This is a genomic window from Streptomyces alfalfae (assembly GCF_004127445.1).
In the GTDB taxonomy this organism is placed as follows: Bacteria; Actinomycetota; Actinomycetes; order Streptomycetales; family Streptomycetaceae; genus Streptomyces; species Streptomyces alfalfae.
This window is the reverse complement of the sequence record NZ_QEXM01000038.1, coordinates 233,422-250,423: the sequence shown is the minus strand read 5'-3', so window position 1 is coordinate 250,423 and position 17,002 is coordinate 233,422. Positions and strand designations below refer to the sequence as shown.

Below are 17,002 nucleotides of genomic sequence, written 5' to 3'. Positions count from 1 at the left end.
CGCGAGCCGTGCGCGAGCGCTTCCGCGCGTAGGGCGAGTCGGCCGCCGCCGACGCGGGACGCGGCCGGCACGAGTGCGGCTCCCGGGGGCCGCCGGACGCGGCTCCGATGGCATGATCGGGCTGGCGGCGAGTGCCCTCACCGCCTCCCCTCGACCCGGAAGCCGACCCACCCGCCACAACGGCTAGCCTTTGCGCAAACCATAACCAACAAATCGGTCAAACAATTGATATCCACAGAATCGCGGGTGTTTTCGCGAATAAGCCGCAGTGTCGCGTCCGTCGAGTGGCGCCGTCCGCGGGTGATCCTCTGGACCACGGCGAGTGTGGTGGCCCTCGGGTTCCTCGTCGCCCTGGAGTTCGTCTCGCGTCGTCACGCGGGCCAGCCGGGACCGATCACCCTCCAGGCGCGCGAGGTGATCTTCCCTCCCAAGCCGGGCCCGCTGTACGGCGGCATGGCGTTGATGATGGTGGTGCTCACCTGGCGGCAGCGGTTCATCGCGGCCGGTGCGGCCATCGGCATCGACGTCGTCTTCGTGCTGGCGCGGTGGGCGCTCGACGTCGAGACACCCGAGGGCCAGTTCTTCGGCAACGGCGCCCTGTGGGTGATCCTGGGTGTCGCGGTGATCGCGGTCACGCGCCGCACCGGGGCGGAACGCGTCCTGCTCCTGAAGGGCGTCGGCCTCGGCCTGCTTCTCGTGGCGGGCCGCAAGACGGGGGACGTCTGGCTGCTGATCACGTCGAAGACCCGCCCCACCGTGCTCGACCCGTACGTGGCGATGGCCGACCACGCGCTCGGCAACCCGTCGTGGGCGGCGGGCCGGCTCCTGGAGGCGAGCGGCCCGGTCAGCACGGTCCTCGACCTGGTCTACGCACAGCTCGCGGTGGCCGCGATCGTCGTCGCGCTTTACCAACTGCGCAACGTGGCCGCCGAGCGCCGCTTCCCGAGCCATCACCTGGTGCGCACCTTCCTGGTGATCGGCCTGCTCGGCCCCGCGTTCTACATGCTCTTCCCCGTGGTCGGGCCGATCTTCGCCTACGGGCCCGGCACCTCCGGGACCGGCGGCGTGGAGTGGGCGGTGGCCGACCTGTGGCCGCACACGCTGCCGCTGGTCACCGCGCCCGCCCCGGTGCCGTACGACGGGATCACGCCGCGCAACTGCATGCCCAGTCTCCACACGGCGTGGGCCACCGCGATCTTCATCCACTCCCGCAAGGGCCCGCGCATCCTCCGGTACGCGGGGACGTTCTGGCTGACGGCGACACTCGCCGCGACCCTGGGCTTCGGCTACCACTACGGCGTGGACCTCCTCGCCGGTGTGGTCTTCGCCCTCACGATCGAGGCGGGCCTGCGCGCGCTCGACCGCGGCTGGGACCGCTCGGCGACCCTGTTGGTCGCCTACGGCTCGGCGGTCTTCACGGCGCTCCTGCTGTCGTACCGCTACCTGTCGATGGAGATGGCCGAGCACCCGTGGGCGTTCGGACCGCTGATCCTGCTGGCGACGGCCTCCGTCGTCTACGGCTACGTACGGACCACCAGGCAGTGGGACCCGAAGGCCGCACCGACCCCGCCAGGGGGGCCGCAGCCGGCGCTGGTGTGACCCCGGTCCGGCCGGGCGCGTCCCTGGCCAACCGGGCGGGCGGGAGCCGCTGTTGCGCGTTCCGGGCGGGTGGCAGGTACACGTAAGATCGGCTCGCGCCTCCGGGCGCGAGCACACGTGCGCCAGAAGAGCACACGTGTACCAGAAGTGGAGCAAGGAGCAACCTTGAAGAAGCGTCTCATCCTTCCCGCGGTCGTCGCGGCTCTGTCGCTGACCGGTTTGGCGCCGGCGGCCTCCGCCGCGTCCACCCCGCAGAGCGGCACGGTGGCCACCGCCGCCACGGCGGCGTGCAAGAGCCTGAAGTCGCTCAGCACGCTCAACATCCGCAAGTCGGCCACCACCTCGTCCACCATCCTCGGCACCTGGCCGAAGGGCGCCAAGGGGTGTGACATCTCGGGCAAGATCGGCGGCACGTACAAGAACGTGTGCGGGATCGACAAGTACAACGGCTGGCGCAAGATCAACTACCGGGGCACCGTGGGCTACGTGCCCAACGTCTGCGTCGTCTACGTCTAGTGGTCTAGGTCTGGTCGTCCAGGTCGGGTCGTCTGCGTCCGATCGCCCACGTCCAGTGGCGGCCGCCGCCCGCCGACGGCCCTGGGGCCCGCTCGCTCCACGGGCGGTCGGCGGGCGGTGTCACCCGCGGCGGCGTGCGCTCCGCACCGTGCCGAGGCCGACCGGTCGGGATGGTCGCGGTGGTCGCGTGGTGACGGTGGCCGCCTGATTCGGTGTTCGCCCGGTCGGTGGTCCCCTGGCTCGGTGGTCGCGGTGGTTGCCTGTCGAGCCGCGTTGTCAGTGCCTCCCCATAGAGTGAACTCATCACTCGGCGGTACCGAAGGGGGAGCACAGACGTGTCCGCAAACAGGATTCAGCACAAGGTCAACCACGTCGCGCTGGTAGTCGACTGTTCGGGTTCCATGCGTCCGCACGAGAACCAACTGGTGCGTGTGGTGGACGAGTTCGTGGCCGGACTGAAGTCCGAGTCGGACAGCCTCGGCCACGAGACCCGGATCAGCCTCTACTCCTTCGACCACAAGGTGGAGAACCTGGTCTGGGACATGGACGTGAAGCACCTGCCGTCCATGCGGGGCCTCTACCGGGTCAACAACGGCGCCACCGCCCTCATCGAGGCCTCCTTGAAGTCCCTGGACGACCTCGGCCACATCTGGGAGGAGTACGGCGAGCACAGCTTCCTCCAGATCGTGGTGACCGACGGCGAGGAGAACGCCTCCGGGGGCGACCGGCGCCACGACGGCGACATGGCCATCCTCGGCCCCTGGCTCGACAAGATCACGGCGAAGATGGGCGGGCTCCCGGGCCACTGGACCTCCGCGATCCTCGTCCCGAACTCCCTGGCCAAGCGCACCGCGCAGAACTACGGCTTCCCGGCGGGGAACATCGCCATCTGGGACGCCGACTCCCACCAGGGCGTGGAGGAAGCGATCGGCACCGTGCGGGCCGCCGCCACCAGCTTCCTGCGGGGACGTGAGCAGGGAGTGCGCGGCACCAAGAACCTGTTCGCGGTGGGCCAGGACATATCGGTGGACGAGGTGCGGGCCAACCTCGAACCGATCCCGGCCGACAAGTACCGGCTGCTGAAGGTCGACCAGGAGATGGAGATCCGCCCCTTCGTCGACTCCCACCCGGGAGTGACCTATGAACGCGGCTCCTGCTACTACCAGTTGGGCGCGCGGGCGCAGGTCCAGCCGAACAAGGAAGTCATCGTGGTCGAGAAGGACACCGACCGCGCCTACACGGGTGACGCGGCCCGCAGCCTCCTGTTCGGCACGGGCATCCAGGGCACCGTCTCGGTGAAGGCGGGCAACAACCCCAAGCTGGAGGTCTACGTGCAGAGCCGTTCGGTGAACAGGAAGCTCAAGCCGAAGACGCGGCTGCTCATCATGCTCTGAGTCCCGCGACGGTCGTCGGCGTCGCGCCGGTGAAGGCCGTGACGTCCCGATGGAGATGCGACGGGCCGCGGTAGCCACCGTCCGCCTCGACACGAGCCGCGCCTTCGCCCTCGACCAGGCGGTGCACCGCCTGGTCGGAGCGGACCAGCTCGGCGGCGCCGCTCAGGGAACATTCGTTCAAGCCATCGCAGCACACCTGGGGTGACAGTGAGGTCATGACTTCTTCCGGCGCCTCCCCTCACGATGACCTCCACGTACGCCAGGACGGCCCCGCCGAGGCCCCCGCGCTCCTTCTCCTCCATGGGTCCGCCGCGACGAGCCGCTCATGGGACGCGATGGTCCCACTGCTGACGTCCCATCGCGTGATACGGATCGACCTCCCGGGGCACGGTCGCTCCGCCGGACCTGCCGACGGTGACTACTCGCTCCCCGCGCTGGGCCGCAGGCTCGCCACCGCACTGGACCGGGTCGGCGTCCGGCACGCCGTCGTCGTCGGCCACTCCAGCGGCGGTTACGCCGCCACCGCTCTCGCCGAGCAACGCCCCGACCTCGTGCGCGCGCTCGTGCTCATCAACACCGGCCCCCGCATGAACGCCTTCATCGCGCCGCCGGAGCAGGCCGCCTTCGACCCCGCGCAGTGGCCGCCGAGCGACGAACTGGTCCGCCGGTTCGCGAGCACGGGCTTCCGTGCCGGCTTCCAGGTTCCGCAGGTGCTCGTCGACGAGCTGCGCCAGATGTCCCTCCAGGCGGTCGCATCGGCGATGCGGGCGTCCACCGCGTACCTGACCGAGCGCGCGCTGCCGGACCGACTGAGGGCTCTCGGCAAGCCTGTGCAGGTCATCTTCGGTGACCAGGACGGCAGGTGGCGGCCCTCGTCGGCAGCGGACTACGGCGTCGTCCCGGACGCGGAGATCCAGATGCTGTCCGGGGCCGGACACACACCCATCCTGGAGGAACCGGCCCGGACGGCCGCGCTCCTCCTCGCCTTCACCCGGTACGTTCCCTGCGGTGACCTTGATGGAGACGCACGGATTCGCCGTGATGAGTGACGGGGCGCGGCTGCGGTGGGCGGCGCTGGGGGACACGGCCCGGCGGCCGGCTGTCGTCCTGCTGCACGGGGGTCCGGGACTGCCCGACTACCTGGGCGACGTCGCCCCCATGGTGGCCGACCTCGCTCCCGTGTACCGCTACGACCAGCGCGGTACGGGCCGGTCGCCGTGGCTGGGGCGCCACACCTTCGCCCGGCATGCGGACGATCTCTCCGAACTGCTCGACGTGTGGGGCGTGCCCGAGGCGGTGCTGATCGGGCACTCCTACGGGACCGATCTCGCGAGCCGGTTCTGCCTGCGGCACCCCGGCCGGGTGGCGGCGACGCTGTTGATGTGCGGGCCCTTCGTCGGTGACTGGCGTACCGGGCAGCGGGCCGAGCACGCTCGCCGTATGTCGGCCGCGCGGCAGGAGCGGCTGCGCGAGCTGGCGGAGTCTCCGGACCGCAGCGAGGAAGAGGAGGTCGAGCTGCTGACGCTGTCCTGGTTCACCGACCATGCCGACCCCGGGCGCGGATGGCGCTGGGCCGCGCGGGAGGCCCGGCGGCGTCGGCCCGTCAACTGGGGCATGAACGCCGAGCTCGGCGGGGCCAGGCGCGCCGACCCGCTCGACGCGCACCTCACCGAGCTGCGCGCCCGCCTTCCGGCACGGACGGAGATCCTGGGCGGTGCCCGCGATCCCCGTCCCGTCTCGGCGCTCGAATCGCTCGCGCGGCGGCTCGGTGTCCCGATGTCCCGCATCGAAGACGCGGGACACGAGCCCTGGTTGGAGCAGCCCGACGCCGTACGCGCGTGCCTTCGGCGCTTCGTGCGGGGCGCTCTGGGTGGTCGGCCGTGACACAGGGCGCGGGGCGCGCGGCAGCACGGGGGCGTGAGCCGTTCGGCGCAGTGCGCCGGTCGCCGTCGGGAGCCCCGAGTCGGTCCGCCTCCGAGACGGTCCCCGGAGGCGGGCCCGAAGCCGTCTTTTGACGGTTAACGCGGCCCCGGACGCGGTTCCCCATGCGTCCCTGGTCGCAAAATCTCGTCGAGCACGATGCGGATCGACTGGAACGCGCGCGCTTCGATGCTCGCGTTCAGGGCCTCGGCCGCCCGGCCGTCGCTCTGGAGGGTTTCCGAGTGGGCGAAGATACGGTCCGCCTCGCTCGACGCCCAGTCACGGGCTCCACGGATGCGGATCAACAGTTCGTCGGCGTCCACGGGGTGCGTCATGCCGGACGTATACCCCGAGGAGCCGCCCGCATCATCCGGTGTCCGTCTTCCTCCCCCGGATCGGGCGTCTCATGTGCCTTCGTTGCCCCGCAGTTCCTCCACCGCCGCGCGGGCCGCCGTGCCGATCACGGCGTCGGCGCGCGGGAGCTTGTTGTCGGCGCGGGCGGCCTGGGTGAAGACCACGGCGGTGTAGACGCCGCCGTCGGGCAGTTCCACCACACCCGCCTCGTGGCGCATCGTGCCGAAGGTGCCGGTCTTGCCCGAGACCGTCACGTCGTCGTACGGGAACCCGGAGGCCAGCCGGTGCGACCAGGCCTGCTGCCCCATCGTCTCGCGCATGAAGGCGCAGCTCTCGGCGGAGGCCGCGCCGTCGGTCCAGATGGCCCGCAGCAGCCTGGCCATGTCGGAGGGCGTCGACGACGCCTTGGACAGGGGGTTGTAGACCACGGCGGGCACCGTGGCGTCGTTGTCGGCGAGGCGTCGCATCGCGGCGCTGAGCGACTCCGCGCCGGTCTCCGCGACCATCCGCTCGAACGTCGTGGCCGCGCCGCCGAGGATGTGGGTGTCCGGCAGGCCGAGGTCCCGGCAGAGCTCTTCGACCGCCGCCGGGCCGACATGGCGCAGCACCGCGTCCGCCGACGTGTTGTCGGAGACGCTCATCATGAGGACGACCAGGTCGCGCAGGGAGACGGTGATCGGGTCCCGCAGGATCGAGATGCCGGTCCGGCCGGGCATCCGTTCGTCGGGGCCGAGGGTGACCGGCTGCCGGGGGTCCAGGGCGCCGGCGTCCGCCAGCCGGCAGAAGGCGGCCATCAGCGGGACCTTGTAGACCGAGCCGACCGGCACCGGTTCGTCGGGGTCCACGGTCACGCGGGCCTCCGGCCGGTGCAGTTCCGCCACGTGCAGCCAGCCGCGCACGCCGGCGTCGGCGAACATGCCGCGGATGGCCCGCTGGGCGTCGCTCTCCCGCCTCGCCGCGCTCACCGTGCCGCCTGACTCGCCAGGGCGTCCACCAGGAGGCGCGCGGTGAGCGCCGTGCCCTCGGAGTCCGGGCGGCGGGCGTCCCACACCACCCGTAGGCGCAGCGGCAGCGGCGGGTCGGTGGCCGGGGTGCGCTCGACGCCTTCGGCCGAGAGCCCGGCGTCGGCCGTCACCAGGGTGGCCTGGCCCGCCGCCACCAGGGCGAGTCCGGCGCGTTCGTCGGGGACCACGACCGTCTCCACCCGGCGTCCGCGGCTGGCGAGGGTGTCGACGAACAGGTCGTACGCCGCCGGGGCCTCCTCGCGCGGCCGCACCGCGACGGGCAGCCGCCCGCCGCCCCCGGCCGCCTCGGTCCGCTCCGTCGCGGGGCTCAGACGCCAGGTCGGCAGGAGCACCACCCCGCCGGAGGCGAGCCCCGGCAGCACCGCGGGGTGCCGGATCACGGCGAGGTCGAGCCGCCCGGCGGCGGTCTCGGACAGCAGCGTGGCGGTCGGGGCCGTCGACACGGCGAGCCTGGTGCGCTCCCCCGCGCGGCCCGGTGCGGCGGCCACGGCGGCGGCGACCCGGGCCGGCACCTCCGGCGCGAGTCCGAGGCGGAGCCTGCGGCCCTCGGCCCGCTCCCGCGCACCGGCCTCCTTCATCTCCGTCAGCGCGGCGAGGGCCCGGCGGGCGTGCGGCAGCAGCAACGCTCCCTCGTCGGTGAGGGTGACACCCCGGCTGCGTTCGAAGAGGCGGACTCCCAGCAGTGTTTCGAGCCGGCGCAGGCCCTGCGACAGGGGCGGCTGGGTGATGCCCACACGCTGCGCGGCGGCGCCGAAGTGTTCCTCGTCCGCCAGCGCGACGAAGATTTCCAGATGGCGTTCGGTGAGCACGGCGCTTTCCTGACGTGCGCGGATACGGATATCGAATCGGTCAGACGCCGAGAGTGTATTCGACATGGCGGTGGGCTGCGGCCTTCACTGTGACGGCCGCGCCAACGCGTTGCCGGGCCGCCGGCCGACAGCGCTCCTGTGCTGCCGAGCAGCGCGTCCGTGACACCGACACCACCAGCGAAAGAGGACAACCGTGCGTCTCACCACCGCCACCGAAGCCCTGCCCTCACGCCGCAAGCTACTGGCCCTCGGCGCCGGCACGGCCCTGGCCACCCTGGTGCCCGCCGTGGGCACCGAGGCGTACGCCGCCTCGCGCGGTGGGACGCTCACCGGGCAACTGCGTGCGCTGGAGCAGGAGTACGCCGCCCGCCTCGGTGTCTTCGCCCTCGACACCGCGTCGGGTGCGACGGTGTCCCACCGCGCCGGCGAGCGCTTCCCGATGTGCTCGGTGTTCAAGGGCCTCGCCGCGGGAGCCGTCCTGCGGGACGTGGACCGGCACGGTGAGTTCCTCGGGCGGCGCATCCGCTACACGGCGGAGTTCGTCGAGGCGGCGGGCTACCGCCCCGTGACCGGGAAGCCGGAGAACATCGCCAACGGCCTGACCGGCGCCGAACTGTGCGCGGCGGCCGTCAGCGAGAGCGACAACGGCGCCGGGAACCTGCTGCTGCGCGAGCTGGGCGGCCCCACCGCCATCACCCGGTTCTGCCGGAGCCTCGGGGACGACACCACGCGCCTGGACCGCTGGGAGCCGGAGCTGAACACCGCCGAGCCGTGGCGGACCGAGGACACCACCAGCCCGCGGGCGATCGGCATGACGTACGGCCGTCTCCTCCTGGGCCGCGCGCTCGCGGCGCGGGACCGGGAGCGGCTGTGGGACTGGCTGGTGGCGAACACGACCAACACCGAGCGCTTCCGCAAGGGCCTGCCCGCGGACTGGATCCTCGCGGACAAGACGGGCGGCGGCTCGCAGTACGGTGTCGCCAACGACGTGGGCGTCGTCCAGCCGCCCGGGCGCTCCCCGCTGGTGCTCGCGATCCTGTCGACGAAGCTCGACCCGCAGGGCCCCACGGAGAACCCCCTGGTCGCCAGGGCCGCCGCGCTCGTGGCCGCCGCCCTCACCTGAGCCGATGCCGCGGAAGCGGGGCGCGATCGTGTGCGCCCCGCCCTCCGTGCCCCGCCCCCGTATCCCGCCCTGCGTCCTGCTCCGCGCCCACTCCGCCTCTACTCCGCTGCCTGCTCCACGTCCTGCTCCGGCTCCCAGTCCAGGAGCCGGACCTTCGCGACGGTCCGGACATGGCGCCGCATGGCCGCCGCCGCGGCCTTGCCCCGCCCCTCCTCGATGGCGTCGAGAATCCTCTGGTGCTGCGCCAGGGACCGGCCGGGACGGCGCGGCTGGCGCAGGGACTCGCGTCTGCTCTCGGCGATGTCGTCGGCGATGGAGCGCATGAAGTCGGCGAGCAGTGCGCTGTGGGCCGCGGCGGTCACGGCGGCGTGGAAGCGACGGTCGCCCTCGGCGCCGTGCCCGCCTTGCGCGATCTCCTCGGCCATGTGCGCGAGCGCTTCCCGGAGTGCGGCCAGGTCCTCGTCGGTGCGCCGCTCCGCCGCGAGTTCGGCGAGCTTGGTCTCCATCGCCTCGCGTGCCTCAAGGACGTCCGGCAGTCTGCGCCTGCGTTCGACGAGCCGCTCCACGGGTTCGGCGTCCAGGCCGTCGCCGACGAGATACGTGCCGCCGCCCTGCCGTACTTCGACGAGTCCCTGCACTTCGAGGACGACGATGGCCTGCTTCACCGAGGCGCGGGACACACCGAGGCGCCGCGCGAGTTCCCGCTCCGGCAGGAGGCGGTCGCCCGCCTTCAGGCCGCTCTCCGCGGCGTAGCCGCGCAGCCGGTCGAGCACCTGCTCGTAGAGCCGCGTACGCCCCACGGGACGCAGTGCGTCGGACATCTCCAGCCCCCTGTTCCGGAAGGCCTCCGCCCCCGTCGCTCCGGCAGCCTAGCAGCGCCCGGCGGTCCAGTGGCTGAACCAATTTCCGCCTACCCCTTGACGGCCGAAACCGTTCCCCCCGACTCTGAGTGCCGTCAACAGGCCCATTGGTCCAGCCACTTGACCACTCAGGGACGGCCCCAGGACGGGAGCCCACATGTCCGCGGAACTCATCTCCATCCTCGTACTGGTGGTGGTCTTCGTGATCGCCACCACTCGCTCGATCAACATGGGCGCGCTCGCCTTCGCCGCCGCGTTCGCGGTGGGTGAGCTGGCCGCCGACCTGGACGCGGACGGCATCTTCGCGGGCTTCCCCGGCGATCTGTTCGTCGTGCTGGTCGGTGTCACCTATCTGTTCTCCATCGCCCGCTCCAACGGCACGACGGACTGGCTGGTGCACGCGTCCATACGGCTGGTCGGCGGGCGCATCGCGCTGATTCCCTGGGTGATGTTCGTGATCGCCGGCGCGCTGACGGCGATCGGCGCGGTCAGCCCGGCCGCGGTGGCGATCGTCGCACCGATCGCCCTGAGCTTCGCCGCACGTCACGGCATCAGCCCGCTCCTCATGGGCGCCATGGTGGTGCACGGGGCTCAGGGCGGTGGCTTCTCGCCGATCAGCATCTACGGCTCCATCGTGAACGGCATCGTGGAGCGCGAGGACCTGCCGGGCGACGAGGTCGCCCTCTTCCTCGCCTCGCTGATCGCCAACGTGCTGATCGCCGGTGCGGTGTTCGTCCTCTTCGGCGGGCTCAGGCTCGGCCGGGGGCGGGCGGTGGCGGGGGACGCCGGCTCCCCCGCCGAGGAGGAGACGCGGCTCACCGCGCCCCGCGTCGCCACCCTCGTCTCGCTCATCGCGCTCGTCGTCGCCGTGCTCGCCTTCGACCTGGACGCGGGGCTCACCGCCGTCACCCTCGCCGTGCTGCTCAGCGCGGTCTGGCCGGACACCAGCCGCAAGGCGGTGGGCGAGATCGCGTGGCCCACGGTGCTGCTCATCTGCGGTGTCCTGACCTATGTCGGCGTGCTGGAGGAGATGGGCACCATCAAGTGGGCCGGTGAGGGCGTCGGCGGCATCGGTGTCCCGCTGCTCGCGGCCCTGCTGCTGTGTTACATCGGCGCCCTCGTCTCCGCGTTCGCCTCGTCCGTCGGCATCATGGGCGCGCTGATCCCGCTGGCCGTGCCGTTCCTCGCCCAGGGGGAGATCGGGGCGGTCGGGATGATCGCGGCGCTCGCGGTGTCGGCGACGGTGGTGGACGTCAGCCCCTTCTCCACGAACGGCGCCCTCGTCCTCGCGGCGGCGCCGGACGTCGACCGGGAGCGCTTCTTCAGGCAACTGATGGTGTACGGAGGTGTCGTGGTCGCCGTGGTGCCCGCCGCGGCGTGGCTGGTGCTCGTGGTCCCGGGGTGGGGGTGAGGGTGGGTTCCGGCAACACGTCCTCCTCCCCGCCCTGCCCCTCACCCCCTCGCCGTCCCGCACCACCGAACGGAGTCGACGCATGAGTGACCATCCGCAGATGTTCCCCGCCCTGGCCGACGGCGGTCCCCGGCCCGCCCTGCGCTTCGGGGAGCGGTCGCTGACGTACGGGCGGCTCTCCGCGGCGGCCACCCCCCTCGCCGCGTCCCTGGCCCCGGCGCGACGCGTCGCCGTATGGGCGACGCCCACCCTGGAGACGGCGGTCGGCGTGGTGGCCGCCCTGCTCGCGGGGGCGCCCGCCGTACCGCTCAATCCCCGGCTCGGTGAGCGGGAGCTGACGCACATCGTGGCGGACAGCGCGCCCTCGCTGATCCTGGCCGCGCCGGGCGACGAGCTGCCCGCCGCGCTGGCGCACGTGCCCCGCACGGACATCGACGTCAGCACCCATGTCGGCGCCAGCACTGACGGCCCGGCGCCGGCCCCGCCGCCCTTCGCCGAACCGGACCCCGAACACCCCGCCCTGATCGTCTACACCTCCGGCACCACCGGCCCGCCCAAGGGCGCCGTCCTGCCGCGTCGGGCCCTGACCAGCACGCTGGACGCGCTGGCCGACGCCTGGCAGTGGCGGGCGGACGACGTCCTGGTGCACGCGCTGCCACTCTTCCATGTGCACGGGCTGATCCTCGGCGTCCTCGGCCCGCTGCGGCGCGGCGGTTCGGTGCGCCATCTGGGCAGGTTCAGCACCGAGGGCGTGGCGCGGGAGCTGAACGCCGGGGCCACGATGCTGTTCGGGGTGCCGACCATGTACCACCGCGTCGCGGAGGCCCTCGCGTCGGGGCCCGGTGACGCCGCACTCGCCGAGGCGCTGTCCGGGGCCCGTCTGCTCGTGTCGGGGTCGGCCGCGCTCGCCGCCCGCGACCACGAGCGGATCGCGGCGGTGACCGGCCGGACCGTCATCGAGCGGTACGGGATGTCGGAGACGCTGATGAACACCAGTGTCCGGGCCGACGGACAGGCGCGTGCCGGAACCGTCGGCGTGCCGCTGCGCGGTGTCGAGCTGCGGCTGGTGGACGAGGCGGGGGCGCCGGTCGGAGCGGGGCCTGACGCCGTGGGCGAGATCCAGGTGCGCGGCCCGAACCTGTTCACCGAGTACCTCAACCGGCCCGATGCCACCGCCGAGGCGTTCACCGGGGACGGCTGGTTCCGTACCGGGGACATGGCCGTGCGCGAACCGGACGGTTATGTGCGGATCGTCGGACGCAAGGCGACCGACCTCATCAAGAGCGGCGGTTACAAGATCGGCGCGGGTGAGATCGAGAACGCCCTCATGGAGCACGCGGGCGTACGGGACGCGGCCGTCACCGGTGAGCCGGACGACGACCTCGGGGAGCGGATCGTGGCGTGGGTCGTGCCGGCGGGCCCCGAGCGCGCACCGGCCCTGGAGGAGCTGGCCGACCATGTGGCGGCCCAACTCGCCCCGCACAAACGGCCGCGAGCCGTGCGCTACCTGTCCGAGCTGCCGCGCAACGACCTGGGCAAGATCATGAAGCGAGCTCTCGGTGCGTGAGGGATTCGGGGAGGAGAACAGGGAGCGCCCCGGGGCCCCGGCGCGCAGGAGTGCCCGCGCGGTGCTGGCGGCCGTCGCCGAGACGTACACGGAGCTGCCCTGGCCGGAGCAGGAGGACGGCGAGCCGGACGACGGCCCGCTGGGCTGGCGCGGTTACGGCGCCGCCAGGCGGAGCGCGGCCGAGCGGACCGGCGAGTCGGAGTCCGTCGTCTGCGCCGTCGCCGACATCGGCGGCGTCCCCGTGGTCGCGCTCTGCTTCGAGTTCGGCTTTCTCGGCGGTTCGATCGGCAGGCGCACCGGGGACCTGATCGAGGCGGCGCACCGCCACGCCCGGGCCGTGCGGCTGCCCGTGGTCACCTTCGTCGCCACGGGCGGCAGCCGGATGCAGGAGGGGCTGCTCGCCCTGTCGCAGCTCCAGCGGGTGGCACGGCAGAGCGCGCTCACCCGGGCCGCGGGCCTGCCCCAACTGGCCGTGCTGCGCGATCCGACGACGGGCGGCGGGTGGGCGACGCTCGGCGCCGGGGCCGACATGGTGGTGGCGCTGCCCGGCGCCCAGGTGGCCTTCGCCGGCTCACGGGTACGGCCGTCCGACGCGGACCCGGCCGCCTACACGGCCGAGGCGCAGTTCGCGGCCGGTCACGTCGACGCCGTCGTGCCCGCGCGGGAGCTGCCGGCGGCGCTCGCGCTGCGGCTGCGGCTCCTGACGTCCCCGCGTGCCACCGCCCCCGTCCCTCCCCCGGACGCCCTCGGCACGACGGACCTGCCCCGCACCGGCTGGGACGCGGTGACCCGGGCCCGCGCGCCCGGCCGGCCGCGCGCGGACGCCTACCTCGACGCCTACTTCACCGTACGCGCGGAGATTTCCGGGGACCGCTGCGGCGGCCGTGACCCCGGGATGAGCTGCGGCTTCGGTCTGCACGACGGCCATACGGTGGCGTTCGCGGCGCAGCGCGGCACCGCGACCCGGCCGGCCGGGTACCGCACAGCGGCCCGGCTGATCCGGCTCGCCGACCGGCTGGGTTTCCCCGTGCTGACGCTGGTCGACACCCCCGGCGCCGCCAATGACGCGGAGGCCGAGCGGGCGGGGGCGGGCGCGGCGATCGCCGATCTGTTCGCGGCCGTGGCCTCGGCGCGGGTTCCGCTGACCACGCTCGTCATCGGTGAGGGCGGTTCGGGCGGGGCGCTCGCGCTCGCCGCGCCCGGCAACACCTGGGCCACGCCGGACAGTTACTTCTCGGTGATCGCCCCGGAACTGGCCGCCGCGATCCTCAAGCGCCCGCCGTCCGCGGCACGCGCCACGGCGGACGAGCTGGGGGTACGGCCGCAGGACCTGGTCGACCTCGGTGTGCTGCGGGGTGTGGTGGCGGCCCGGGGCCGAGGGCCCGCACCGGAGGGATGACGGCCACCGCGCCCCGCCAGACCTCCGCCACCCGGCGTTTTGTAAGGTTCGTGCCCTACATACGATCTTTCAGGAGCAGCGCGATGCACCGACGTACCCGGCTGGCTCTCTTGCTCGCGCTGGGGGTGCTGCTGAGCGGCTGCGGCTCCGCCCCGGTGGCCGAGGACGCTTCCCCGTCACAGGAGGAGCCGTTCTGGCGGGCCGAGTTCGCCGGGGCGGCGGCCACCCGCCCGTCGGAGAAGTCCTGGAACACCGAGACCGGCAACAAGGACGCCGAGGGGTGGGGCAACCACGAGCTCCAGTACTACACGGACGACGCGGCCAACTCCGCGCTCGACGGCTCGGGGCACCTCGTGATCGCGGCACGGCCGGCCCCCGCCGGGTCGGACCTGCCGTGCTACACGCGAACGCGCTGCCCCTGGACCTCGGCCCGCCTGACGACGGAGGGAAAGGTCGCGCTCACCCGTGGCCGCGTGGAGGTCCGGGCGAAGCTGCCCACCGGCACGGGGCTGCTGCCGGCGATCTGGATGCTGGGGGATAACGGCGTCGAGTGGCCGGGGCAGGGTGAGATCGACATCTGCGAGGTGGTCGGCGGTGAACCGCGGACGGTGTACGGCACCGCACACGGGCCGACCTACTACAACGAGAAGGGGATCGGCGACTCCGCCACCCTGCCCGCCGACGCGTCACGCGCCTTCCACACCTACGCCGTCGACAAGCAGCCGCACCGCATCACCTGGTCCGTCGACGGCGAGCCGTACTTCACCCTGACCCCCTCGAAGCTGCCCGCGAAGCGCGACTGGGTCTTCGAGCAGGACATGCACCTGCTGCTCAACGTCGCGGTCGGGGGCGACTGGCCCGGCCCTCCCGACGCCTCCACGCCGTCTCCCGCGCGGATGACGATCGACTACGTGCGCTTCTACGGCGAGGGCCGGGCGTAACCGGGCCTCGCACCCGTGTCCTCACACCCGCGCCCGCAGTTTCCGCACCTGGCGCTCCAGGCTGTGCTGGAGCGCCGCCGCGTGGTCGAAGAGGTGGAAGTGGCCGGCGTTGAACTCGGTCGTGCCGAGGAAGTCCGTGGTGTGCTCCGCCCAGACGGACAGGGCGTCGGGCGGGACGATCGGGTCGCTCGTGCCGCCGTAGGCCGCCACCGGGCAGGGCGCGGGTTCGCCGTCCTCCTGGAGGCTGCCCGCGGCCAGGAAGTCGGCGCGGATCGCGGGCATGATGGAGGCCAGCGTGGCGGGGTCGAGCGCCGTGCCCTCGGTGAGCAGCCCGAGCTGGGCGACGCGGTCGAGGAGCTGGTCGTCCGACATGGTGGCGACCTGGGCCAGTTCGGCGGCCCAGCCAAGGCCCGGCGCCCAGGAGGAGACGGCCAGGAGTGCGGGCGCGGGCAGGCCGTTCCACGCGGCGGCCACGGCCAGCCGGTAGGCGAGCATGCCCCCGAAGCTGTGGCCGAACAGGACGTAGGGACGGCCGTCGAGCTCGGCCTCGAACGCCTCCTGGAGTGCGTCGAGGAGCGGTTCCACGTCGGTGAACGGCTGCTCGTCGAAACGCTCCTGCCGTCCCGGCAGTTGCAGGGTGCGCACCTCCATGGTGGAGGGGAGCGTGGCGCCCCAGGCCTGGTAGGCCGGGGCGGTGCCGCCCGCGTGCGGGAACAGGAACACCTGGTGGCCGGCGTTCGGGTCGGCTCCGGACGTGGTGAACCAACGGGCCCTTCGGGTGCTTCCTGTGGTCGTCATGTGCTCTCCTGATCGGTCTGGCGGGCCTTGGACATGAGGACGTCCGCGATCTCCCGCAGGTGTGTCTCCGGTCGCAGCGATCCGATGCGGAGCACGATGTGGCGGGCGCCCGCCCGCACGTAGTCGGCGAGGCGCTGCGCGCAGCGCTCGCTGGGGCCCCAGGCGTAGGCCTGGATCGCCGACATCTGCTCCAGGGTGCGGCCGTAGCAGTGCTCCAGGTAGTCGTCCAGCTCGACCCTGGCCCGCTGTTCGTCCCGGCCGACCGTGACCGTCAGGTACAGGGCGGGGACCACCGCGTCGGCCCGGCGTCCCGCGCGGCGGCAGAGGTGTTCCAGCCGTGCCCGGGCACGGGCGTAGGCCTCCGCCGAGGCGAGGAAGGGCAGCCAGCCGTCGTAGCGGCAGGCCGCCCTTTCGAGGACGCGGGCGGTGTCGTCGGCGACGAGCCAGAGCGGGGGGCCGTCGGGCGCCGCGGGGCAGATGAGCCGGTCGAGGCCCTCCGCGCGCCAGTGCCTGCCGGCGAAGCGGTTCGGTGCGCCGGGCCGGGTGCTGCACCAGGCGGTCCGCCACAGCGAGGTGATCTCGTCGAGCCGGTCGGCCCGCTCGGTCAGCCCGGCCCCGACGGCGGCCAGTTCCTCGGTGGTCTCCGGTGAGGGGAACCCCGAGCCCACGCCGAGGACGAGCCGGCCGGAGCTGACGTGGTCCAGGCTGCTGGCCATGTTGGCGGCCACGAGCGGATGCCGCAGCGCGGGCGTCAGGGTCGCGGTGCCCAGGTGCACCCGGCGGGTCACCGCGCCCACGGCGGACAGCACCACCAGGGGGTCGAGTCGGGGGCGTGCGGTGAGCGAGTCACCCGTCCACAGCGAGTCGAAGCCGAGTTCCTCGGCCCGTCGTGCGAAGTCCAGCAGCGGGGACACGCTGTACTCGCCGAGGATCGCCTGCTCCCTGGTCGGCAGCAGGACTCCCACACGCAGTGGCTGACGGGCAGCCCCCATCGCACACCTCTTTCTCGCATCGTCGCGGTCAGCGGTCCCTGCGACCCAAGCAGCCGCACCTGACAGATGCCTGATCGTGCGACGAGGTCGGCCATTACCTGGCACGTAATTGACTCCGTGCCACCGCCGCGTCGGAACAAGCCATGCCTGTGGGCCGATGACTCGCGTACAACGATGAAAAACACGCAATTGGTGTCCGACATGCCCCCGTCCATCCCGACATCAACCGCGTGAAATCAGCTTTGCGCCAAGGAACTCGCACTGGCGTGGAAACGACGACTCCCGCATTCCGGC

At 72.7% G+C, this 17,002-nt stretch carries 17 protein-coding genes; 10 read left to right on the top strand and 7 right to left on the bottom strand.

The features are described 5' to 3' along the window. The first annotated feature begins 303 nt into the window (after positions 1–303). The 3 genes from DCW30_RS17590 (at position 304) to DCW30_RS17580 (ending at position 3,509) form a co-directional block, all read left to right on the top strand. A complete protein-coding gene (locus DCW30_RS17590; protein WP_076689718.1) occupies positions 304–1,599 on the top strand; it encodes a phosphatase PAP2 family protein in 1,296 nt (431 codons plus the stop codon). Positions 1,600–1,764: 165 nt separating this feature from the next. Beyond that, a complete protein-coding gene (locus DCW30_RS17585; protein ID WP_076687730.1) occupies positions 1,765–2,115 on the top strand; it encodes an SH3 domain-containing protein in 351 nt (116 codons plus the stop codon). A gap of 335 nt (positions 2,116–2,450) precedes the next feature. Next, positions 2,451–3,509 (top strand): vWA domain-containing protein, encoded by a 1,059-nt coding sequence (locus DCW30_RS17580; RefSeq protein WP_076687729.1) that lies wholly within the window; start codon positions 2,451–2,453, stop codon positions 3,507–3,509. Here DCW30_RS17580 and DCW30_RS17575 read toward each other — a convergent pair. Further along, positions 3,499–3,690, bottom strand: a complete 192-nt coding sequence (locus tag DCW30_RS17575) for a hypothetical protein (protein WP_373568983.1) — start codon at positions 3,688–3,690, stop codon at positions 3,499–3,501. The two genes, DCW30_RS17580 and DCW30_RS17575, sit on opposite strands and share 11 nt — an antisense overlap. Before the next feature lie 34 nt (positions 3,691–3,724). Between DCW30_RS17575 and DCW30_RS17570 the strand changes: the two genes are divergently transcribed. Beyond that, positions 3,725–4,558 (top strand): alpha/beta fold hydrolase, encoded by an 834-nt coding sequence (locus DCW30_RS17570; RefSeq protein WP_076687728.1) that lies wholly within the window; start codon positions 3,725–3,727, stop codon positions 4,556–4,558. Beyond that, entirely contained in the window at positions 4,527–5,393 is an 867-nt protein-coding gene (locus DCW30_RS17565; protein ID WP_232626576.1) for an alpha/beta fold hydrolase, read from the top strand. Before DCW30_RS17570 ends, DCW30_RS17565 begins: the two co-directional genes overlap by 32 nt. A 134-nt stretch (positions 5,394–5,527) precedes the next feature. Here DCW30_RS17565 and DCW30_RS17560 read toward each other — a convergent pair whose 3' ends face one another. The 3 genes from DCW30_RS17560 to DCW30_RS17550 form a co-directional block, all read right to left on the bottom strand. Next, positions 5,528–5,752, bottom strand: a complete 225-nt coding sequence (locus DCW30_RS17560; protein WP_237283476.1) for a hypothetical protein — start codon at positions 5,750–5,752, stop codon at positions 5,528–5,530. An 81-nt stretch (positions 5,753–5,833) separates the two neighbouring features. Next, a complete protein-coding gene (locus tag DCW30_RS17555) occupies positions 5,834–6,748 on the bottom strand; it encodes a serine hydrolase (RefSeq protein ID WP_076687726.1) in 915 nt (304 codons plus the stop codon). Next, positions 6,745–7,617 carry a LysR family transcriptional regulator gene (locus DCW30_RS17550; protein WP_076687725.1) on the bottom strand — a complete coding sequence of 291 codons (873 nt, stop codon included), beginning with the start codon at positions 7,615–7,617 and terminating at the stop codon, positions 6,745–6,747. The genes DCW30_RS17555 and DCW30_RS17550 overlap by 4 nt, the downstream gene beginning before the upstream one ends. Positions 7,618–7,810: 193 nt before the next feature. On the opposite strand from DCW30_RS17550, the gene bla reads away from it, so the two are divergent. Further along, complete coding sequence (bla, locus tag DCW30_RS17545) at positions 7,811–8,740, top strand: class A beta-lactamase (RefSeq protein WP_198501679.1); 930 nt, start codon at positions 7,811–7,813, stop codon at positions 8,738–8,740. Between the two features lie 98 nt (positions 8,741–8,838). On the opposite strand, the gene DCW30_RS17540 is transcribed toward bla, so the two are convergent. Further along, positions 8,839–9,561, bottom strand: coding sequence for a FadR/GntR family transcriptional regulator (locus tag DCW30_RS17540; protein ID WP_076687724.1), 723 nt, complete (start codon positions 9,559–9,561; stop codon positions 8,839–8,841). Between the two features lie 196 nt (positions 9,562–9,757). Between DCW30_RS17540 and DCW30_RS17535 the strand changes: the two genes are divergently transcribed. The 4 genes from DCW30_RS17535 (at position 9,758) to DCW30_RS17520 (ending at position 14,918) form a co-directional block, all read left to right on the top strand. After that, entirely contained in the window at positions 9,758–11,011 is a 1,254-nt protein-coding gene (locus tag DCW30_RS17535) for an SLC13 family permease (protein WP_076687723.1), read from the top strand. Positions 11,012–11,093: 82 nt separating this feature from the next. Next, complete coding sequence (locus DCW30_RS17530; protein WP_103557555.1) at positions 11,094–12,578, top strand: acyl-CoA synthetase; 1,485 nt, start codon at positions 11,094–11,096, stop codon at positions 12,576–12,578. Positions 12,579–12,639: 61 nt separating this feature from the next. After that, complete coding sequence (locus DCW30_RS17525; RefSeq protein ID WP_241743533.1) at positions 12,640–13,977, top strand: carboxyl transferase domain-containing protein; 1,338 nt, start codon at positions 12,640–12,642, stop codon at positions 13,975–13,977. 83 nt (positions 13,978–14,060) lie between these two features. After that, a complete protein-coding gene (locus DCW30_RS17520; protein ID WP_076687721.1) occupies positions 14,061–14,918 on the top strand; it encodes a glycoside hydrolase family 16 protein in 858 nt (285 codons plus the stop codon). 21 nt (positions 14,919–14,939) lie between these two features. Here the strand turns inward: DCW30_RS17520 and DCW30_RS17515 are convergent, their stop codons facing one another. After that, positions 14,940–15,716: a thioesterase II family protein gene (locus DCW30_RS17515; RefSeq protein ID WP_076687720.1), complete on the bottom strand. Its 777-nt coding sequence runs from the start codon at positions 15,714–15,716 to the stop codon at positions 14,940–14,942. Next, on the bottom strand, positions 15,713–16,708 hold the full coding sequence (locus tag DCW30_RS17510) for an LLM class flavin-dependent oxidoreductase (RefSeq protein ID WP_062768598.1): 996 nt from the start codon (positions 16,706–16,708) through the stop codon (positions 15,713–15,715). The genes DCW30_RS17515 and DCW30_RS17510 overlap by 4 nt, the downstream gene beginning before the upstream one ends. Positions 16,709–17,002 lie beyond the last annotated feature (294 nt).

Excerpts from the sequence above, each read along its gene's own strand:
- DCW30_RS17570 (WP_076687728.1), top strand. The coding sequence starts at position 3,725 with ATGACTTCTTCCGGCGCCTCCCCTCACGATGACCTCCACGTACGCCAG.
- DCW30_RS17565 (WP_232626576.1), top strand. The coding sequence starts at position 4,527 with ATGGAGACGCACGGATTCGCCGTGATGAGTGACGGGGCGCGGCTGCGG.
- DCW30_RS17540 (WP_076687724.1), bottom strand. The coding sequence starts at position 9,561 with ATGTCCGACGCACTGCGTCCCGTGGGGCGTACGCGGCTCTACGAGCAG.
- DCW30_RS17535 (WP_076687723.1), top strand. The coding sequence starts at position 9,758 with ATGTCCGCGGAACTCATCTCCATCCTCGTACTGGTGGTGGTCTTCGTG.
- DCW30_RS17530 (WP_103557555.1), top strand. The coding sequence starts at position 11,094 with ATGAGTGACCATCCGCAGATGTTCCCCGCCCTGGCCGACGGCGGTCCC.
- DCW30_RS17520 (WP_076687721.1), top strand. The coding sequence starts at position 14,061 with ATGCACCGACGTACCCGGCTGGCTCTCTTGCTCGCGCTGGGGGTGCTG.
- DCW30_RS17515 (WP_076687720.1), bottom strand. The coding sequence starts at position 15,716 with ATGACGACCACAGGAAGCACCCGAAGGGCCCGTTGGTTCACCACGTCC.
- DCW30_RS17510 (WP_062768598.1), bottom strand. The coding sequence starts at position 16,708 with ATGGGGGCTGCCCGTCAGCCACTGCGTGTGGGAGTCCTGCTGCCGACC.